The organism is Halorhodospira sp. 9621 (genome assembly GCF_022228055.1).
Classification (GTDB): Bacteria; Pseudomonadota; Gammaproteobacteria; order Nitrococcales; family Halorhodospiraceae; genus Halorhodospira; species Halorhodospira halophila_A.
Window position 1 is genome coordinate 12,211 of the sequence record NZ_JAJNRD010000001.1, and the last position, 16,547, is coordinate 28,757.

11 protein-coding genes and 1 riboswitch are annotated in these 16,547 nt (G+C 70.7%); of the genes, 8 read left to right on the forward strand and 3 right to left on the reverse strand.

Features of this window, described 5'->3' with window-relative positions:
• Positions 1-41 precede the first annotated feature (41 nt).
• From recC to recD, 3 genes are read left to right on the forward strand one after another with little or no spacing between them, the layout of a single operon-like run.
• Positions 42-3,536: an exodeoxyribonuclease V subunit gamma gene (gene recC / locus LRF89_RS00065; RefSeq protein WP_238636396.1), complete on the forward strand. Its 3,495-nt coding sequence runs from the start codon at positions 42-44 to the stop codon at positions 3,534-3,536.
• Positions 3,523-7,245: an exodeoxyribonuclease V subunit beta gene (recB, locus tag LRF89_RS00070; RefSeq protein ID WP_238636397.1), complete on the forward strand. Its 3,723-nt coding sequence runs from the start codon at positions 3,523-3,525 to the stop codon at positions 7,243-7,245. Before recC ends, recB begins: the two co-directional genes overlap by 14 nt.
• Positions 7,242-9,284, forward strand: coding sequence for an exodeoxyribonuclease V subunit alpha (gene recD, locus LRF89_RS00075; protein ID WP_238636398.1), 2,043 nt, complete (start codon positions 7,242-7,244; stop codon positions 9,282-9,284). The genes recB and recD overlap by 4 nt, the downstream gene beginning before the upstream one ends.
• Before the next feature lie 234 nt (positions 9,285-9,518).
• On the opposite strand, the gene thiC is transcribed toward recD, so the two are convergent.
• Positions 9,519-11,129, reverse strand: coding sequence for a phosphomethylpyrimidine synthase ThiC (gene thiC, locus LRF89_RS00080; protein WP_238636399.1), 1,611 nt, complete (start codon positions 11,127-11,129; stop codon positions 9,519-9,521).
• 89 nt (positions 11,130-11,218) lie between these two features.
• Positions 11,219-11,323: riboswitch (TPP riboswitch) on the reverse strand.
• Between the two features lie 74 nt (positions 11,324-11,397).
• Here thiC and LRF89_RS00085 point away from each other — a divergent pair.
• Both LRF89_RS00085 and LRF89_RS00090 read left to right on the forward strand, forming a co-directional pair.
• Positions 11,398-12,666, forward strand: a complete 1,269-nt coding sequence (locus tag LRF89_RS00085; protein ID WP_238636400.1) for a glycerate kinase type-2 family protein — start codon at positions 11,398-11,400, stop codon at positions 12,664-12,666.
• A gap of 93 nt (positions 12,667-12,759) precedes the next feature.
• Positions 12,760-13,089 (forward strand): 4a-hydroxytetrahydrobiopterin dehydratase, encoded by a 330-nt coding sequence (locus tag LRF89_RS00090; protein WP_201167095.1) that lies wholly within the window; start codon positions 12,760-12,762, stop codon positions 13,087-13,089.
• On the opposite strand, the gene moaC is transcribed toward LRF89_RS00090, so the two are convergent.
• Together moaC and gpmA are read right to left on the reverse strand one after the other, a co-directional pair.
• On the reverse strand, positions 13,086-13,601 hold the full coding sequence (moaC, locus tag LRF89_RS00095; protein ID WP_201167097.1) for a cyclic pyranopterin monophosphate synthase MoaC: 516 nt from the start codon (positions 13,599-13,601) through the stop codon (positions 13,086-13,088). The two genes, LRF89_RS00090 and moaC, sit on opposite strands and share 4 nt — an antisense overlap.
• 28 nt (positions 13,602-13,629) lie before the next feature.
• The gene (gene gpmA, locus LRF89_RS00100) at positions 13,630-14,322 is read right to left on the reverse strand and encodes a 2,3-diphosphoglycerate-dependent phosphoglycerate mutase (RefSeq protein WP_238636401.1); all 693 of its coding nucleotides are present in this window, start codon (positions 14,320-14,322) and stop codon (positions 13,630-13,632) included.
• 139 nt (positions 14,323-14,461) lie between these two features.
• On the opposite strand from gpmA, the gene LRF89_RS00105 reads away from it, so the two are divergent.
• The 3 genes from LRF89_RS00105 to nagZ are packed head-to-tail and all read left to right on the forward strand — an operon-like array spanning position 14,462 to position 16,535.
• Positions 14,462-14,938 (forward strand): CYTH domain-containing protein, encoded by a 477-nt coding sequence (locus LRF89_RS00105; RefSeq protein WP_201167104.1) that lies wholly within the window; start codon positions 14,462-14,464, stop codon positions 14,936-14,938.
• The gene (locus LRF89_RS00110; RefSeq protein WP_201242493.1) at positions 14,923-15,468 is read left to right on the forward strand and encodes a L,D-transpeptidase; all 546 of its coding nucleotides are present in this window, start codon (positions 14,923-14,925) and stop codon (positions 15,466-15,468) included. The genes LRF89_RS00105 and LRF89_RS00110 overlap by 16 nt, the downstream gene beginning before the upstream one ends.
• Before the next feature lie 26 nt (positions 15,469-15,494).
• Positions 15,495-16,535: a beta-N-acetylhexosaminidase gene (gene nagZ, locus LRF89_RS00115; RefSeq protein ID WP_201242494.1), complete on the forward strand. Its 1,041-nt coding sequence runs from the start codon at positions 15,495-15,497 to the stop codon at positions 16,533-16,535.
• Positions 16,536-16,547 lie beyond the last annotated feature (12 nt).

The following is a 16,547-nucleotide window of genomic DNA, read 5'->3' on the forward strand; positions in this document are numbered from 1 at the left end:
GCGCGGGTGCGTGTTTAGACTCCGGCGGAAAGGAGCCCCGCTTGGCGGCCGAGGAGCCCATCGAACCTGGTTTTCTGACCATCCATGGCAATCGCCTGGAGGACCTGCGGCAGGTGGCCGTGGAGTGGGTGCAGCGCCACCCGCTGGCACCACTCGAGGACGAGGTCTTCCTGGTCCAGAGCAATGGCATGGCGCAGTGGTTGCGCCTGGCGCTGGCGCGACACCCGGAGGCGGAGCAGGGCGGTTGCGGGATCGCTGCGGCGGTCTCGATGCAGCTACCGGCGCGCTTTCTCTGGTCGGTCTACCGCGCGGTCCTCGGCCCGGAGGGCGCCCCGCGCGAGTCGCCCTTCGGCAAGGATCCGCTCCTCTGGCGGCTGGCCCGCCTGCTCCCCGCACTCGGTGATCAGCCTGGGTTTGAACCGCTGCGCGGCTTCCTGGCCGACGACCCGGATGGGCGCAAGCGCTACCAGCTCGCGGCACGCATCGCCGATCTCTTCGATCAGTACCAGGTCTACCGTGCGGACTGGTTGGCGGACTGGTCGCGGGGCGAGGACGTCTGCCGCGATGCGCGGGGACAGGCACGCGATCTGGCCGAGACGCAGCGCTGGCAGGCCTCGCTCTGGCGCGCCGTGTGCGCGGAACTGGCCGAGGTGGCGGGTGAGGCGGGCCAGGCCACGGTCCATCAGCTCTACCGCGAGCGCATCGCAAGCCTGGACACCGCGCCGGCCGGTCTGCCGCGGCGGGTGATCGTCTTCGGCATCTCGTCGCTACCGCGCCAGACCCTGGAGGCGCTCCAGGAACTCTCGCGTTTCGCCCAGGTGCTCGTTTTCGTCCACAACCCCTGCGCCTTCTACTGGGCGGATATCATCGCCGATAAGGATTTGCTGCGTGCCGGCCCCGGGCGGCGGCCGCGCAAGGCCGGCATGCCCGAGGTGCTGGAGGCGGAGGAGCTGCACAACCACGCCCACCCCCTGCTCGCCGCCTGGGGCAAGCAGGGCCGCGACTACATCGGTCTGCTGGACGCCCACGAAGACCCCCAGGCCCATCCCCACCGGGCCCTGGCCCAGGCGGGCGAGCGCATCGATCTCTTCAGTAACCCGGAGACCGGATCGCTGCTCGGCCAGCTCCAGGACGATATCCTCCAGCTGCGGCCGCTGGCCGAGACCCGGGAGGTCTGGCCGGCGGTCGGGTGCGAGGATGCGTCGCTGCAGTTCCATCTCGCCCACAGCGCCCAGCGCGAGGTCGAGGTCCTCCATGACCGGCTGCTTGCCGCATTCTCGGAGGATGCGTCGCTGCGCCCGCGCGATGTGATCGTGATGGTGCCGGATATCGACGCCTACGCCCCGCACATCGAGGCCGTCTTCGGCCGTTTTGATGCCAACGATGCGCGCCATATCCCCTATACGGTGGCCGACCAGGGCGAGCGCGGGCTGGATCCGCTGCTCATCGCCGTGGAGCAGCTTCTGAGCCTGCCCGAGTCGCGCTGCGGGCTGAGTGACCTGCTCGATCTGCTCGAGGCGCCGGCGCTGCGCCGGCGCTTTGGGATCACCGAGGCGGATCTGGCCACCCTGCACGGTTGGGCGGAGGAGGCCGGGGTCCGCTGGGGGCTCAACCGCGATCAGCGCGCCGGGTTGCAATTGCCCGAGGGGCTGGAGCAGAACACCTGGCGCTTTGGCCTGCGCCGTATGCTGCTCGGCTACGCCGTCGGCGCCGGCGAGGCGTGGTCCGGGGTCGAGCCGTATGCGCAGGTGGGCGGGCTCGACGCCGCCCTCGTCGGGCGTCTCGAGCGGCTGGTCGGTGCCCTGGAGGCCACCTGGGGTGAGTTGCGCGCGGAGGCCACCCCACAGCAGTGGGGCGAGCGGCTGCAGCGGCTGCTGGGGACCTACTTCGAGCCCTCCGGCGAGGGAGAATCGTTGACCCTGGAGCGGCTGCGCGATGCCCTGGAGAAGTGGCAGCGGGACTGCGAGAGCGGGGCGTTCGCCGAGCCGCTGCCGCTGAACGTGGTGCGCGAGCATTGGCTGCAGGCGCTGGAGGATACGCGACTGAGCCAGCGCTTCCTGGTCGGGGCGGTGAATTTCTGCACCCTGATGCCCATGCGCGCGATCCCCTTCCGCCACGTCTGCCTGCTGGGGATGAACGATGGCGACTACCCGCGCAGCCCCACGCCCCTGGATTTCGATCTGATGGCCGACGATTACCGGCCTGGGGATCGCTCGCGCCGCGAGGACGATCGCTACCTCTTCCTCGAGGCGCTGCTCTCGGCCCGGGATCGGCTTTATATCAGCTGGATCGGACGCAGCGTACGCGATAACGAGCCGCGTCCGCCCTCGGTGCTGGTTGGTCAGCTGCGCGATCACCTGGCCGCCGGCTGGCGCCTGGCCGACGATGAGCACGGCGGCGGTCTGCTCGAGGCGTTGACCGTCGAGCACCCGCTGCAGCCGTTCAGCCGCCAGAATTTCCAGACCGACCCCTCGGCGCGCCACTACACCTACGCCCGCGAGTGGTGGGCGGCCCATCAGGGCGATGAGAGCGCGTCCGAACCTCTGGTCACGACGCTGCCCGAGCGGCCGGTGGAGGAGCCGCCGGCGCCGGTCACGCCCGAAACCTTGGGGGCGCTGCTCAAGCAGCCCGTACAGACCTTCTTCAACCGTCGCCTGGGGGTCCATTTCGACGACGATCCGCTGGCCAGTGAGGACCAGGAGCCCTTCGGCCTCGACGGGCTGACCCGCTGGCAGATGCGCGAGGCGCTCTTTCTGGCCGGGCGAGAGGCCGCCGGCGATCCCGAGATGCGCCGCGAACGCCTGGCCGCCGAGGCGCAGCGGTTGCAGCGCACCGGCGCGCTGCCGCTGGGCCCGGCCGGCACCGTCTGGGCCGAGACGCTCCAGCTCGAGGCCGATGAGCAGCTGGAGCGCTACCACCGGCATCTGGCCACCTTCGCCCAGGAGCTGGAGCCGCTGCAGCGGCTGACGCACCGCCACGGGGATTGGCAGCTGGAGGGCGGGGTGGATGGGATCCGCAGTGATGGGCAGCGGCGTGTGCGCCTGACCCACCACCTCAGCCGCCTGGCGGTCAACCGCCGGGAGGTGCACTGGCGCTTTGACCTGCTGGCCGCACCCTGGGTCACCCACCTGATGGCCAACGCGGCCGGCGAGCCGCTGACGACCGTGGTCGTCGGGCACGACCTCGACGTGGCCCTGGCGCCGCTGGAGCCGGGGCAGGCCGGCGAGCACCTGAGCCAGCTGCTTGCTGGCTGGGCGCAGGCGCAGCGCCGGCCGCTGCCGGTGCCCTGCCAGCCAACCTGCGCCTGGCTGACCGCGCAAAACGAGGAGCGCGGTGATCCGGCGGCCGCGGCCGAACGGGTCTACGTCGGCGATAACTACACCCGGGCGGCCGCCGACGCCCACGACCTGCGCGCCTTCCCGCGGGCGGCGGACTGGCTGGAGGATGAGGGCTTCCCGGTCTGGCGCGAGGCGCTCTACGCGCCGCTTTTGCGGGCGGTCCAGGCGTACACGGAGGACGGCGATGGGCACGGCTGACGACGCTAGCGCGCTCGAGCCGCTGCGCTTCCCGCTGCAAGGGTCGCGGCTGATCGAGGCCAGCGCCGGGACGGGCAAGACCTACACCATCGCCGCGCTCTACCTGCGCCTGGTCCTCAACCACGGGGGTGAGGCCGCGTTCGGGCGATCGCTGACCCCGCCGCAGATCCTCGTGGTGACCTTCACCGAGGCGGCCACCCGCGAGCTGCGCGAGCGCATACGCAGCCGCTTGGCGGAGGCGGCCGCGGTCTTCCGGGATCCGGAGCAGGCCGCGGAGGTGGATCCTTTCCTCGATGGGCTGCTGCGGGCGTATCCGCAGCACTCGGAACGGGCCCAGGCCGCCCGGGTGTTGGAGCTGGCCGCCGAGTGGATGGACGAGGCGGCCGTGGCCACCATCCACGCCTGGTGCTATCGGATGCTGCGCGAGCACGCCTTCGACAGCGGCAGTCTGTTCACCCAGGATCTGGAGACCGACCCCGGCGATCTGCTCGCCGAATCGGTCCGCGATTACTGGCGGACCTTCGTCTATCCCCTCGACCCGGCGGCCTTCCAGCTCTTCCGGCACGCGGTGGGCGCGGCGGACCCGGATGCCCTGCAGCGGGCGCTGTCGCGCCTGATCGGCGCCGATGAGGAGTTCGTCGACGACGCGGACGGCCGCCTGCTCGAGCCCCACGGCCTGGCCGAGCGCCTGGGCGCCTGGCACGAGGCGCTGGAGGCGATCAAGGCGCCCTGGCGCGAGGAGCGCGAGGCGGTGGAGGCCGAGTTCCTCGATCTGCACCGCCGGGTGCTCAACGGCAACAAGTACAGGAACCCGCACCGGTTGCTTGAGCGCATGGCGGCCTGGGCGGACGATCCGGCCCAACCGGTGCCTTTGAATGATCAGGGCAAGCCCGACCCGGGTCTGCTCGAGCGCATGAGCGCCGCCGGCCTGGCGGACCCGTCGCGACACAAGAAGGGCCAGAGCCTGCCGGCCTCGCTCCATCGCGCCTTCCAGGCGCTGGATCGCCACGCGGAACTGGATGCACCCGGGGTGGCGATCCTGCGCGCCGCCGCCTGCTGGATCACCCGGCGCTTCCAGGCCGAGCAGCGCCGCCGGGCGCAGCTCGGTTTCCAGGATCTGCTCACCCGGCTGCGCGATGCCCTGCGCGGCCCCGGCGGCGCCCGTCTGGCGCAGACCATCCGCAGCCAGTTCCCGGTGGCGCTCATCGACGAGTTCCAAGACACCGACCCGGTCCAGTACGAGCTCTTCGAGACGGTGTACCGGATCACGGACAACGACCCCGGGCTGGGGCTGTTCCTCATCGGGGATCCCAAGCAGGCGATCTACGGCTTCCGCGGGGCGGACATCCACAGCTACCTGCGCGCCCGGGCGGCCACCGCGGGGCGGCACTACACGCTGCCGCGCAACTTCCGCTCCAGCGAGGCGCTGGTCGGCGCGGTCAACCAGCTCTTCGCCCGGGCCGAGGAGAGCTGGCCCGCGGGCGCCTTCGCCTTCCGGGGTGGCCCCGGGGGCGGGTTGCCCTTCCACCCGGTGCAGGCCCAGGGGCGCGCCGAGTGCTTCGAGGAGGCGGGGGCGGAGCACCCGGCGCTGAACCTCTGGTGCCACGACCCCGGCGTGTCGGTGGCGAAAAACGCCTACCTCCCGGTCTACGCCGAGGCGTGTGCCGCGCGCATGGTGGCGTTGCTCAACGGCGGTGCGGCGCGGCCGGCCGTCACCGGGTTCCGCCACCCGGACGGTCGCCTGGAGCCGGTGCGCCCGCGGGATATGGCGGTGCTGGTGCGTGATCGCCACGAGGCGCGCGCCATCCAGGAGGCGTTGGCCGCCCGTGATGTGCGCAGTGTCTACCTCTCTGATAACGACTCGGTGCTGGCCACCGCCGAGGCCGACGATCTGGTGCGCTGGCTGCGCGCCTGTGCCGAGCCGACGGATGAGGGCCTCGTACGGGCGGCCCTGGCCACGCCCACCCTGGGGCTGGCCCTGAGCGAGCTCGACCGGCTGGTCACCGATGAGCTGGCCTGGGAGCGGCGCATCGAGCAGTTCGGCGGGTATCGCCGACTCTGGCGCAGCCGCGGGGTGCTGGCGATGCTCCACCGCCTCCTGCACGACTTCGGCGTGCCGCAGCGGCTGTTGGCCACCGGCGGCGGCGAGCGCTCGCTGACCAATCTGCTCCACCTCGCCGAGCTGCTGCAGCAGTGGGCGCGGGAGCACGACGGTGAGCAGGCGCTGATCCGCCATCTGGTGGAGCTGCGCCAGCAGGGGAGCGACCGGGCCGAGGACCAGATCCTGCGCCTGGAAAGCGACGAGGATCTGGTCAAGGTGGTGACCATCCATAAGTCCAAGGGGCTGCAGTATCCGCTGGTCTTCCTGCCTTTTGCCTGCACCTTCCGCGCGGTCAGCGCCGGGGACGCGCCCCGCCGGGTGCCGGATCGGGATGGGCGGCTGCGCTGGCGTTTCGAGCTCGATGCGGAGGACGTCGAGGTGGCCGAGGCCGAGCGCCTGGCCGAGGACCTGCGGCTATTCTACGTCGCCCTGACCCGCGCCCAGCACGCCTGCTGGGTCGGCATGGCGCCGATCACGGTGCGCAACACCAAGCGCAGCCTGCTCGAGCGCAGCGCGGCGGGCTATCTGCTCGCTGGACCGGATGGGGTGGAACCCGGGGGCCTTGAGGCCGTGCTAAAGCAGGCCGCGGCCGTCGATCCGGGAATCACCGTCAGCGAGCCGCTGCTCGATGCCCCGAATCGTTTCGTCGGGGATCCGGCGCTGCCGCCGCTCGGCGAGCCGTGTCGGCCCCGGCGGCGGGCCGCGGATGCCTGGTGGATCGCCAGCTACAGCGCCCTGGTTCGCCACGATACCGGTGGGAGCGCCCACTCGGCGCCGGCGAGCGCGGCCGAGGACGTGCTGCGCGAGGAGTCGGGGCAGGCGCCGGCCCAGGAGGCCGGGGGGACGGCCGGCTCTTGGCACGGCTTCCCGCGCGGTCCGGATGCCGGCACCTTCCTGCACAACCTCCTGGAGTGGGCGGCGACCCAGTTGGGGCTGTCCGTGGCCGGGTCGCAGCCCGAGGGGCTGGATGCCGAGGTGGAGCGGCGCTGCCGCTTTCGCGGTTGGGAGGATCACACGGCCACGGTGCAGGGCTGGCTGCGCGCGCTGCTCGGCGCCGAACTCTCCTTTCCCGGTGCGCAGACGCCCCTGGCGCTGGGACGGCTGCAGACCTATCAGGCGGAACTGGAGTTCCTGATCGAGACCCAGCCGCTGCGCGCCGAGCGGCTTGATGAACGGGTGTGCCAGCACCTGCTGCCGGGCCGGGCCCGTCCCCCGGTGGCCCCGGCGCGGCTCAACGGCATGCTCAAGGGCTTCATCGACCTGGTCTGCTGCCATGAGGGGCGCTACTACGTCGCCGACTACAAGTCCAACTGGCTCGGCGGTGGCGATGGACACTACGCCCCGGAGCACCTGGAGGCCGAGGTGCTGGAGCGCCGCTACGACCTGCAGCTGGTGATCTACACCCTGGCGCTGCACCGGCTCCTGCGTGCCCGCCTGCCGGATTACGACTACGACCGCCACGTCGGTGGCGGCTTCTATCTCTTTCTGCGCGGCGTACAGGCGCCGGGGCAGGGCGTGTTCCACGCCCGTCCGCCGCGGGCCCTGATCGAGGAGCTCGATGGGTGGCTGCGCGACGGGCCGGATGGGCAGCAGGAGCAGGCGTCGTGAGCGAGCGCTTCGATCAGCAGGCGATCCTCCAGTGGCTGCGCGAGGCCGAGGCGCTGGGCTGGCTGCGCCCGCTGGACGGGGCCCTGGCGGAGTTCCTGCGTGAGCAGGTGCCCGATGCGCCGCCGTTGCTGCTGCTGGCCGCGGCGCTGACCAGTCATCAGGCCGGCCGTGGCCATGTCTGCCTGGATCTCGATCAACTCTGGGAGCGGGCCGAGCCGGTCCTCAGCCTGCCGCCGGAGACCGCCGAAACCCCCGAGCCGGTGAGGCCTCCCGGGGAGCTCCTGGCCGCCGCCGGCGGTCGGGATGCCTTTGAGCGGCAGCTGGCGTGCCCGGAATTGGTGGGCAGTGGCCCCGGATCCACACCGCTGGTGCGCGACGGACCGAGGCTCTACCTGCGCCGCTACTGGGCCTGCGAGCGCACCATCGCCCAGGCGGTGCGCCAGCGCGTCGATGCAGCGGCGCAGTGGCGCGCGCAGCTCGACCCGGCCGCGGTCCGGCGCTGGCTGGATGGGTTGTTCGGCGCGCCGGCGGACGGTGGCCCGGATTGGCAGCGGGTCGCCTGTGCCGTGGCCGCCGGGGGCGGTTTCAGCGTGATCACCGGCGGACCGGGGACCGGCAAGACCACGACGGTGTTGCGCCTGCTGGCGTTGCTGCAGGGGCTCCACGGCGGGGCCCTGCGCATCCGTCTGACGGCGCCCACCGGCAAGGCGGCGGCGCGGCTGAACGCGAGCATCGCCGGGGCGGTGGACCGGCTGGGCCTGGAGGCGTTGGAGGGCGGCGCTGAGCTGCGCGCGCGGATCCCCACCGAGGTGGTGACGGTCCACCGGCTGCTGGGCGCAGGCGGCGGGCGGCGCTTCCGCCACCACGCCGGGGAGCCCCTGGCCGCCGATGTGGTGGTCGTGGATGAGGCGTCGATGATCGATGTGGAGCTGATGGCGGCGCTGCTGGAGGCCCTGCCGGATGGGGCCCGGCTGGTGCTGCTCGGCGACAAGGATCAGTTGGCCTCGGTGGAGGCCGGCGCCATCCTAGGCGAGCTCTGCGCCCGGGCGGATCAGGGCGGTTATCGGCCCGAGACCGCCGAGTGGCTGGAGGCGGTCAGCGGTCAGCGCATCCCGCCGGCGCTGATCGATTTCGACGGCGGGGGGATCGACCAACACGTCGTCATGCTGCGGCACAGTCACCGTTTCGGTGCCGACAGCGGCATCGGCCGCCTGGCTCGGGCGGTGAATGCCGGTGACCAGGCGGCGGTCGAGGCCTGGGGCTATGGGCACGAGGGCGACCTGGCGCGGGTGAAGCTCAGCGACGCCGAGCACGATCCGGCGCTGATCGACTGGGCGGTGGACGGCGGGCAGACCGGGGTCGGGCATGCGGCCTACCTGCAGGAGATCCAGGCGCTGCGGCCGGACCGGGATGCGTCCGCCGCGGCCTACGCCGACTGGGCCGCGCAGGTGCTGGGGACGCACGGGGCGTTCCAGTTGCTGGCGGCACTGCGGCGCGGACCGTACGGGGTCGAGGCCCTGAATGAGCGCCTGGCGGCAGCGCTGCGCCAGCGTGGTCTGATCCACGGGGAGGGGGCCTGGTACGAGGGGCGGCCGGTGATCGTCACCCGCAACGACTATGGCCTGGGGCTGATCAACGGGGATATCGGCATCGCCCTTCGGGTCCCGCGTTCGCTGGTGCAGGGGCCCCAGGCGCAGGGCGCCGAAGAGGACCGACAGGCGGTGCTGCGGGTTGCCTTCCGCGCCGCCGATGGCAGCGGGCGGATCCGCTGGATCCCGCTCCATCGGCTGGAGTCGGTGGAGACGGCTTTCGCCCTGACGGTGCACAAGGCCCAGGGCTCGGAGTTTCGCCACGCGGCGCTGTTGCTGCCGGATCGGCCCAGCCCGGTGCTCACCCGGGAGCTCCTCTACACCGGCATCACCCGGGCCAGTCAGTGGTTCACGTTGCTGGAGTCGCAACCGGGCGTCCTGAAGGCGGCGGTGCGCCAGCGTACGGTGCGTGGCGGTGGCCTGCGGGCCATGCTCGAGGACTTCGGCTAGGCGGCAGCCGGTGAGGGCGCACAAAAAAAAGCCGCCCCGGAGGGCGGCGAACGTCATCGTCATGTGGAGTCGGAAACGCTGGTGGCGGCTGGGGGCGGCCGCCGATGTTGCGGAGGACCGTTGGCGATAGCTCGAACGTTACGGTTCCTACCTTAAGCATCGCGCCCCGATGCGTACAGTCTTTAATCTGAACCGCTGTGATAGCACAAACCTATTGGGGCGCCGCGGTCCGGCTCACAGCTCCTGGCTGATCGCCATGGCGCAGTGGCGGGGCCCGCACATCGAGCAGAAGGCCGCCTCTTTGTGGGAGGCCTTCGGCAGCGTCTCGTCGTGATAGGCACGGGCCCGCTCCGGGTCCAGAGAGAGGTTGAACTGGTCCTCCCAGCGGAACTCGTAGCGGGCGCGGGAGAGCGCATCGTCCCGATCGCGTGCCCCCGGGTGGCCGCGCGCCACATCCGCCGCGTGGGCGGCCGCCTTGTAGGTGACGATGCCGGTGCGCACGTCATCGGCGTTGGGCAGCCCCAGGTGCTCCTTCGGGGTGACGTAGCAGAGCATCGCCGTGCCGTGCCAGCCGATCTGTGCCGCGCCAATGGCCGAGGTGATGTGGTCGTACCCCGGCGCGATGTCGGTGACGATGGGGCCGAGGGTGTAGAACGGGGCCTGAAGGCAGGTCTCGCTCTGCAGGCGCATGTTCTCCTCGATCTGGTTCATCGGGATGTGCCCCGGTCCCTCGATGATGACCTGCACGCCGCGCGCCCAAGCGCGTTCAGTGAGCGCACCCAGGGTCCGCAGCTCGGCCAGCTGTGCCTCGTCCGAGGCATCGGCCACGGAGCCCGGCCGCAGGCCGTCACCGAGGGAGATGGTGATGTCGTAGCGGGCCAGGATTTCGCAGATCTCGTCGAAGCGCTCGTAGAGGAAGCTCTCGGCCTGGTGGTGGCTGCACCACTTGGCCATGATCGAGCCACCGCGGGAGACGATCCCGGTCAGCCGCTCACGGGCCAGATCGACGTGGCTGGCGCGCACGCCGGCGTGGATGGTGAAGTAGTCCACGCCCTGCTCAGCCTGCTCGATGAGAGTGTCGCGGAACAGCTCCCAGGTCAGGTCCTCGGGGCGGCCGGCCTTCTCCAGCGCCTGGTAGATCGGCACGGTGCCGATCGGCACCGGCGAGTTGCGCAGCAGCCAGGCGCGGGTCTCGTGGATGGCCTCGCCGGTGGACAGGTCCATGACGGTGTCGGCGCCCCAGCGCACGGCGTGGATGAGCTTCTCGAGCTCTTCCGGGATGCCGGAACTCAGCGGCGAGTTGCCGATGTTGGCGTTGACCTTGACCTTGAAATGGCGGCCGATGGCCATCGGCTCCGCCTCGGGGTGGCGATGATTGGCCGGGATCACGGCCCGGCCGCGGGCGATCTCGTCGCGCACGAACTCCGCCGACAGGCCCTCGCGCAGGGCGACGTACTCCATCTCCGGGGTGATGACGCCGGCACGCGCGTGGTCGAGCTGGGTGGGGGTCCTGGTGCCGCGCTCGGCGATCCAGGGAGCGCGGACGGGGTGGATGCCCCGGGCGGGGTCGAGCTTGGCCTCGGCATCCGTGTAGGGGCCGCCGGTGTCGTAGACGCGCAGGGGCGGGTTCTCGCGCGGCCCGTCGCTGGTCTGGGTCGGGCTCTGGACGATCTCGCGCATGGCCACCCGGAGATCCTCCCGGCTTCCCTGCAGGTAGACCCGGTGCGAAGCCGGGAACGGGCCGGCGGCTGCACAGGCACGCTCGCGGACGGCTTGGCTGAGCGGACAGTTGCTGGTGTCGCGGGTCTGATCCGGGGTCGGCGGACGGGTGGTTGCGGAATCCATCTCGTTCAAGGCTCCATCTCCCTTGTCATTGGCCGTTTGGAGACGGAGCGGGGCGGGTGTAGAGCGTGCGGGCTCAGCCCGAGGCTGGCGCGCACCACCCGGAAGCTCCCTACGCCGGTACGAACCGGATCAGGTTCCAAGGGACTCTCTCAGCCCCCCGGCCGGCTGGCCGGGGGGCACCCCCGCTTCCGTCTTGAGCCGCATTAGAGCATTTGCGGATCAGGTGTGCAAAGATGCCCCCTAGGGCCTGCAGGAAGCGGAGGTTGCCATGGGAGCGGAGCGCCAGGACCCTCGGGTGTGGCTTGAGCGTTGGTTCCAGGCGGCTTTGGCGGCGGTGGATCCGGCCCGTTGTCTGCCCCCCATGCTCCCGGAGCCCGGGGCGGGCAGGACGGTGGTTGTGGGCGCTGGCAAGGCGGCTGCCTCGATGGCAGCAGCCGTCGAAACGAACTGGACTGGCCCGCTGAGCGGCACCGTGATCGTGCCGTACGGACACGCCATGGCTACCGGCAGCATTGTGGTGCGCGAGGCCGGCCATCCGGTGCCGGACGAGGCGGGTGTTGAAGCGACGCAGGAGCTGCTCGGCCAGCTCGACGGCCTGGGGTCGGACGACTTGGTCCTGGTGCTGCTCTCCGGGGGTGGGTCGGCGCTGCTGACCGCCCCTGCACCGCCGCTGACCCTGGCTGGGAAGCAGGCGACCACCCGGGCCCTGCTGCGCAGCGGTGCACCGATCGATGCCATCAACACCGTCCGCCGTCACCTGTCGGCAGTGAAGGGCGGGCGCCTGGCTGCGCGCGCCCACCCGGCACGGGTCGTCACCCTGCTGATCTCCGACGTGCCGGGAGACGATCCGGCGACCATCGCCTCCGGCCCCACCAGCCCGGATACTTCGACACCGGAGGATGCGCGCCGAATCCTGGATCGTTATCAAGTGCCCTGCGACCCCTCGGTCACCGCAGCGCTGGAGCAGGCGCAGCCACCCCCGCGGCCCGATGATGCGCGTCTGCGGCGCGTGTCATGCCATGTGGTCGCCGGGGCTCAGGCAGCCCTGCAGGCCGCGGCGCAGGCGGCCCGGGCGGATGGTGTGACCCCGCTGGTACTGGGCGACACCATCGAGGGCGAGGCCCGCGAGGTGGCGCGCGTACTGATTGGCATGGGTCGCTCCTGCCGGCGTTGGGGCGCGCCGGTGCCGCCGCCCTGTGTGCTGCTCTCCGGTGGCGAGACCTCGGTGACCGTGCGCGGTTCGGGCCGGGGGGGTCGCAACACCGAGCTGGCCCTGGCGGCGGCCCTGGCTGCCGACGGGATCCCGGGCTTCCACCTGCTCTGCGCCGATACCGACGGCATCGACGGCAGTGAAGACAACGCCGGCGCGCTGGTCGATCCGGCCACCCTGGAACGCGCCTGTGCCCAAGGGCTGGACGCCTGGGCGCACCTGGCGGAGAACGACAGCTACGGCTTCTTTGAGGCCGTCGGGGGGCTGCTGCACACCGGGCCGACGCTGACCAACGTCAACGACTTCCGCGCGCTCCTGGTCCCGTAGGCAAATCCCGCGGGCCGTTTAAGGTGTCCCGGTTCCCGGGAGGGGACCTACACTGGACGGGAAGGGCCGTGGTCAACCGTGGAGGTAGTCGAGATGAGTCTGACCGAGAAGACGTGCGTGCCGTGCCAGGGCGGCGTGGCGCCCATGGACCGGGAGCAGGCGGAGGGCATGCTGGCGCAGGTCCCCGAGTGGTCCCTGGATGCCGATGCCCGGATGATCTACCGGCGTTTCAAGTTCCGCAACTTCATTGATGCTCTGGCCTTCGTCAATCGGGTCACGGAAGTGGCCGAGGCGGAGGATCACCACCCGGACATCCTCCTCGGCTACGGCTACGCCGAGGTGCAGATCCAGACGCACAAGATCGAGGGGTTGCACGAGAACGACTTCATCCTCGCCGCCAAGGTCGATGCCCTGGGCGCCTAGTCCGGATCGTCGCCCCAGTGCCCGGAGCGTCCGCCTCGCTTGTGCACGAGACGGACGCCGCCAATTTCCATGCCGCGGTCGAGCCCCTTGCACATGTCGTAGACGGTCAGCAGGGCTGTCTGCACCGCGGTGAGCGCCTCCATCTCCACCCCGGTGGCGCTGGTGGTTTCAACCCGGGTGCGGCAATGGACCCGGTGGCTTTCCGCCTGCAGGGTCAACGTAACCTCGGCGTGACTCAACGCCACGGGGTGGCACAGGGGGACGAGTTCTGCCGTGCGCTTGGCGGCCATCAGCCCGGCGATGCGGGCCGTGGCCAAGGCGTCGCCCTTTTTCAGGTTGCCGGCCTCCAGGGCCGAGAAGGCCGATTCCGACAGGGCGATCCAGCCCTCGGCGACGGCCACCCGTCGCGTGGCCGCCTTATCGCCGATATCGACGATGTGCGCCTCGCCGCTACCTGTCAGGTGGGGCAGCGGTGAGGCGGCTCGATCCTTGTGGCCAGACCCGTCGCCCATGGGCGTGCCTCCTCGGCGGGGGCTCCGGTCAATCCTGGACGTAGTAGCTGCGCTGCGCGCCCAGGTTGTCGTCTAGCTCGTAGACTAGCGGCCGTCCGGTGGGAATCTCGACCTTCATGATCGCGTCATCAGCCAGCCCGTCGAGGTGCTTGACCAGCGCACGCAGGCTGTTGCCGTGGGCGGCGATGAGCACGCAGTCGTACTGGCGCAGCGCCGGTGCGATCTCGCGCTCCCAGCAGGGGAGCACGCGCTCCAGGGTCAGCTTGAGCGACTCCGTACCCGGCAGCTGCTGCGGATCCAGATCGGCGTAGCGCGGATCGTGGCGCGGGTGGCGTTCGTCGTCCGGCTCCAGGGCCGGGGGCGGGGTGTCGTAGCTGCGCCGCCAGATGTGGACCTGCTCGTCGCCGTACTGCTCGGCCGTTTCCGCTTTGTTCAGGCCGGTGAGTGCACCGTAGTGGCGCTCATTCAGCCGCCAGTCCTTGATCTCGGGGATCCACATGCGGTCGAGTTCGGCGAGGCTCAACCAAAGGGTGCGAATGGCCCGTTTAAGCACCGAGGTGTAGGCGACCTGCGGGGTGATCCCCGCCTCGCGTAGGGCGACGCCTGCCTCCCGGGCTTCGTCGATCCCCTGATCGCTCAGGTCGACGTCGTACCAGCCCGTGAACCGGTTCTCGAGATTCCAGATGCTCTGGCCGTGACGCAGTAGGACGAGTTTCGGCATCAGGTTCACACCCTCCGTGACGGAAAGGGCCGATAGTGTAATGCCTCGGGCCGTCCTCGGCGAGGGGGGGCGCCGTTGTGACGGCGCACGCTACGGGTTGTATGGTAACGCCATTCACGTGGTTCAAGTGGAGGATGAAGTGGCGCAAGAAATCGAGCGCAAGTTTCTGCTCAGCGGCGATGATTGGCGTGAGCATGCCGATACCGGACAGCGCATGCGCCAGGGGTATTTGGTGGGGGCGCAGCGCGCCTCGATCCGTGTGCGCGTCGCCGGAGAGCAGGCGTGGCTGAACATCAAGAGCGCCACCCTGGGAGTGGAACGCCGTGAGTACGAGTATCCGATCCCGCTGCGGGATGCCGAGGAGATGCTCGCGGAGCTCTGCGAGCGGCCGCAGATCGAGAAGGTGCGCTACGAGGTGCCGTGGGCGGGGCATACGTGGGAGGTTGATGTCTTCGAGGGCGACAACGCGGGACTGGTGGTTGCCGAAATCGAGCTCGGCGATGCCGATGAGGACTTCGAGTGCCCCCCTTGGGTCGGCGAGGAGGTCTCCGATGACCCGCGCTACTACAACGTCTGCCTCATCCAGAACCCCTACTCGCAATGGGCCGCGCGGTGAGCCGTGCCCTGCCGCAACGCTGGCTGGGTGTTGATCTGCCGGCGCAGCGGTTGACCCTCCACAAGGGGGAGGCCGCGCTGCGCGTGTTCCCGGTGGCCACGGCTGCCCGCGGTCCCGGGGAGCGCCATGGCGGTGGCGGGACCCCGCGCGGCTGGCACTCCGTGCGGGCCCGCATCGGCGCCGATCAGCCCTGCCGGGCGGTGTTCGTGGCCCGGCGCCCGACCGGCGAGGTGTGGACACCGGCCCTGCACCGAGAGCACCCGCAGCGTGACTGGATCCTGAGTCGTATCCTGTGGCTATCCGGCCTGGAGCGCGGGGTGAATCGCCTCGGTGCGGTGGATACCATGAAGCGGTTCATCTACATCCACGGGTGCCCGGACAGCGAGCCTGTCGGTGTGCCGTGCTCCCACGGATGCATCCGCATGCGCAACGCGGACGTGATCGAGCTGTTCGACGCGGTGGATGCGGGCACCCCGGTCTGGATCGGTTCGCGCTGGCCGAGCCGGCCGATGCCGACCCGGGGCGGCTGATTCGGGGCGACAGGGAGGGGCACGCCATGCTGGGCCCGTTGATGATCGGTATCGAGGGGGTGGAACTCCCCGCGCAGTCGCGGGAACTCCTGCGCCACCCGGCCGTCGGTGGCGTCGTCCTCTTTGCCCGCAACTTTCAGAATGTGCAGCAACTGCATGATCTTACGCGGGACATCCACGCCGTGCGCGAGCCGCCGCTGTTGATCGCGGTGGATCAGGAGGGTGGGCGCGTGCAGCGATTCCGCGAGGGGTTCACGCCGCTTCCCCCCGCTTCTTGGCTGGGTCGCCTGAACGATCTCGACCCGCATCAGGCTCGGCTGACCGCACAGAGGACCGCGTGGGTCATGGCTGCGGAGCTCCGCGCCTGCGGAGTGGATCTGAGCTTCGCCCCGGTGCTGGATCTCGATGGCGGGATCAGCCGCGTCATTGGCGCGCGCGCCCTGCACGGGGATCCGGCCACGGTGGCGCGGTTGGGGCATGCCTGGATGCGCGGTATGCGCCAGGCGGGTATGGCGGCGGTAGGCAAGCACTTCCCGGGGCACGGCTCGGTTGAGGCTGACAGTCACGTTGCGCTGCCGTGCGATGGGCGGCCATTGGCAGAGATCGCGCGCCGGGATCTGGTACCCTTTCAGCGCCTGGCCGCCGCCGGGCTGCCGGGGATCATGGCGGCGCACGTGGTCTACCCCGAGGTGGACGACCGGCCCGCCGGGTTCTCCCGGCGCTGGATCGGTGACATCCTGCGTCGTCGCGTGGGCTTCCTCGGGGCCGTTTTCAGTGACGACCTCGGTATGCGCGGGGCGGAGACGGCCGGCACCATGCTGGAACGGGTGGATGCGTGCCTCGGGGCCGGCTGCGATGCAGCGCTGGTCTGCGATCCGCCGCAGGCCGAGGCGCTGCTCGGCGAGGTCGCGGCAGACCGCTGGCTGGAACCTGCATCCGGACTGCGTATGGTGCGTATGCATGGTCGGCCGGCCCCGGCATGGTCCGAACTCCAGGAGGATGCTGCCTATCAGGCAGCGGTCCGCGAGCTGACTGAGGGGATCCCGGGCTTCGAGGCGCCGGGGTGAGTCCATCGAAAC